This is a genomic window from Candidatus Endomicrobiellum pyrsonymphae, from assembly GCF_020328025.1.
Taxonomy (GTDB): Bacteria; Elusimicrobiota; Endomicrobiia; order Endomicrobiales; family Endomicrobiaceae; genus Endomicrobiellum; species Endomicrobiellum pyrsonymphae.
The window spans coordinates 1-3,442 of record NZ_JAIXMZ010000113.1; the positions used below are offsets into that span (position 1 = coordinate 1).

Consider the following 3,442-nt stretch of genomic DNA (forward strand, 5'->3'; position numbering starts at 1 on the left):
CCAGCACCGGGCAGGCGTCAGACCCTATACATCATCTTGTGATTTCAGCAGAGTCCTGTGTTTTTGTTAAACACAGGACTCTGCTGAAATCACAAGATGATGTATAGGGTCTGACGGCCGCCGTTTACTGGGGCTTAAGTTCAGAGCTTCGCTTCAAGAGCTAACCCCTCCCCTTGACCTTCCAGCACCGGGCAGGCGTCAGACCCTATACATCATCTTGTGATTTCAGCAGAGTCCTGTGTTTTTGTTAAACAGTCACGAGGGCCATTTCACTGCGACCTATGTTGCCATAGGCACCCCTTATCCCGAAGTTACGGGGTCAATATGCCGAGTTCCTAAACGAAAGTTATCTCGCGCGCCTTAGGATTTTCACCCCACCTACGTGTGTCCGTTTGCGGTACGTTTACCCTTAGCACAGGTGTCTGGGTTTTTCTTGGCTCCCCATACAGTCAGTTCCTCGGGTTGCCCCAAGTCCTCCTCCTTGCGGAGAAACATCCACTTCCAATCGGATGATGACCTACTGAAAAGCGTAGCCAAACACATTATGCGCGCTAAGGATAGTTCCGGAATATTAACCGGATACCCATCGCCTACGCCTTTCGGCCTTGGCTTAGGATCGACTGACCCTGAGCAGACGAACTTTACTCAAGGAAACCTTAGGTTTTCGGCGGAGAAGATTTTCACTTCTCTTATCGCTACTTATTCCGACATCCTCACTTCCTGAAGCTCCAGCACTCCTTACGGTATGCCTTCAGCGCGACAGGAACGCTCCTCTACCACTCTATTAATTACTATAGAATCCATAATTTCGGTAATATGCTTGAGCCCCGGGTGTTTTCGGCGCAGAATCACTTGACTAGTGAGCTATTACGCACTCTTTAAAGGATGGCTGCTTCTAAGCCAACCTCCTAGCTGTCTAGGAAATTCCACATCCTTTACCACTTAGCATATATTTTGGGACCTTAATTGATGGTCTGGGCTGTTTCCCTTTTGCACGTGAAGCTTATCCCACACGTACTGACTCCAGAGAAATACGTCAGAGAATTCGGAGTTTGGTTAGCATCGCAAAGTGGGTTACACCCGCTAAACTATCCAGTGCTCTACCTCTCTGATTTAACACTCCAGGCTAGCCCAAAAGCTATTTCGAGGAGAACCAGCTATCACCAAGTTAGATTGGCCTTTCACCCCTATACCCAGCTCATGCAAGACCTTTTCAACGGTCGACGCTTCGAGCCTCCTTCCCCGATTAAAGGGAATTCACTCTGTCCAGGCATAGATCACTTGGCTTCGGGTCTAATGATAGGTACTATTCGCCCTTTCAGACTCGCTTTCGCTACGGCTACTTAATACGCGTTAACATAATAATTAACCTCGCACCTACCAATAACTCGCCGGATCATTCTTCAACAGGCACGCTCTCAGCCATTCCGGTCACTTGCGCTTCCGGCATAAGCCTCGAACTGCTTGTATGCATACAGTTTCAGGTTCTATTTCACTCCGCTCCCGCGGTTCTTTTCGCCTTTCCCTCACGGTACTGGTTCACTATCGGTCTAAGACTTGTATTTAGCCTTGGAGGGTGGTCCCCCCGGATTCCCACCAGATTTCACGTGTCCGATGGTACTTAGGATACCGCTTCGAGTCAAAAAGTTTTCATTTACAGGACTTTCACCTTCTATGGTCGGGTTTTCCAAACCCGTTCGATTAACTCTCTGATTGGTAACTCTACTTACGCGGTCCTGCAACCCCGCTGTGTAAACACAACGGTTTAGGCTTCACCGATTTCGCTCGCCACTACTTTCGGTATACTCGGTTGATTTCTTTTCCTCCAGGTACTGAGATGTTTCACTTCCCTGGGTTGCCTTCCTCGATGGATACTATAGATTACTCCATAGTGGGTTACCCCATTCGGAAATCGCCGGATCAAAAGTTGTTTGCACCTCCCCGACGCTTAACGCAGCTTACCACGTCCTTCTTCGACAGTCTTAGCCAAGGCATCCACTATATGCACTTAATAGCTTGGTCACATTATCTCATCTCTCTCGAAATGTTAAACATGACTTACTAATCGTACCACATTGTTTCAAAAATTAATTTGAAGACGCTTGATTTACCTTACAACTATTAAGTTTTCAATGAACAAAACAACCACTTCATATGTAACCAGACCTGACCAAATGAACGCTAATCGCTTTCACGATTTGCAACGACATTAAGTGTCATCTGAAGCCACCGCTTTATGTGGAGATAGTCGGGCTTGAACCGACGGCCTCCTGCTTGCAAAGCAGGCGCTCTCCCAGCTGAGCTATATCCCCATTTTACCAACAACTGCCTCTATAAAAGCAGACTGTCAAACTGTTGGTGGGCCTATGTGGAGTTGCACCACAGACCTCACCCTTATCAGGGGTGCGCTCTGACTAACTGAGCTATAGGCCCGCTTAAACAACTACTCACTTACGCCCGCTTAAAGATATAGCCTACAATCAAGCCAAGCAACTCCACATTAGCGCATCAACATAAAGCTGTTTGACAGTAATAACTACCACTTCAGCACACAAAACAACTAAACAACACGCAAATAAACGCCCCGCAAAAGAAAGACAATTCCGAACGCTGTAAATCAAGAATCGACCGTTAACATCCCGCTTTAAGCAAACTTAAAACGTATGTTTACTCCCTAGAAAGGAGGTGATCCAGCCGCACGTTCTCGTACGGCTACCTTGGCCGGCTTTTAGGGATTTGCTCCACCTTGCGATATCGCTGCCCTCTGTACCGGCCATTGTAATACGTGTGTAGCCCTGGACATAAAGGCCATGATGACTTGACGTCGTCCCCACCTTCCTCCATTTTATCAATGGCAGTCTCCTCAGAGATCCTGTATTGCTACAGGTAACATGGGATAAGGGTTGCGCTCGTTGCGGGACTTAACCCAACATCTCACGACACGAGCTGACGACCGCCATGCAGCAGAGGTGCTGCATGGCTGTCGTCAGCGATCCTGTATTGCTACAGGTAACATGGGATAAGGGTTGCGCTCGTTGCGGGACTTAACCCAACATCTCACGACACGAGCTGACGACAACCATGCACCACCTGTCACCCCTGTCCCGAAGGAAAGGCGCGTCTCCGCGCCGGTCAGGGGGATGTCAAGCCCTGGTAAGGTTCTTCGCGTTGCTTCGAATTAAACCACATGCTCCACCGCTTGTGCGGGTCCCCGTCAATTCCTTTGAGTTTCAGCCTTGCGGCCGTACTCCCCAGGGCTTGACATCCCCCTGACCGGCGCGGAGACGCGCCTTTCCTTCGCTTGCTCCCTCCTTGCGGTTGGGTCACAATCTTCGGGCGCTTCCGGCTCCCATGGTGTGACGGGCGGTGTGTACAAGACCCGGGAACGTATTCACCGCAACATTCTGATTTGCGATTACTAGCGATTCCAACTTCATGCAGG

The 3,442-nt window shown here is 49.2% G+C and carries 2 tRNA genes, 1 rRNA gene and 1 other annotated feature; all 3 genes read right to left on the reverse strand.

Annotated elements, in window-relative coordinates:
- Positions 1 to 2,022 (reverse strand): 23S ribosomal RNA (locus LE180_RS06825); the annotation flags it as partial.
- A gap of 217 nt (positions 2,023 to 2,239) precedes the next feature.
- Positions 2,240 to 2,312 (reverse strand) — tRNA-Ala (locus tag LE180_RS06830).
- A 44-nt stretch (positions 2,313 to 2,356) separates the two neighbouring features.
- Positions 2,357 to 2,433, reverse strand: a tRNA-Ile gene (locus LE180_RS06835).
- Between the two features lie 212 nt (positions 2,434 to 2,645).
- Positions 2,646 to 3,253: a sequence feature (16S ribosomal RNA rRNA prediction is too short), on the reverse strand.
- Positions 3,254 to 3,442: the final 189 nt, after the last annotated feature.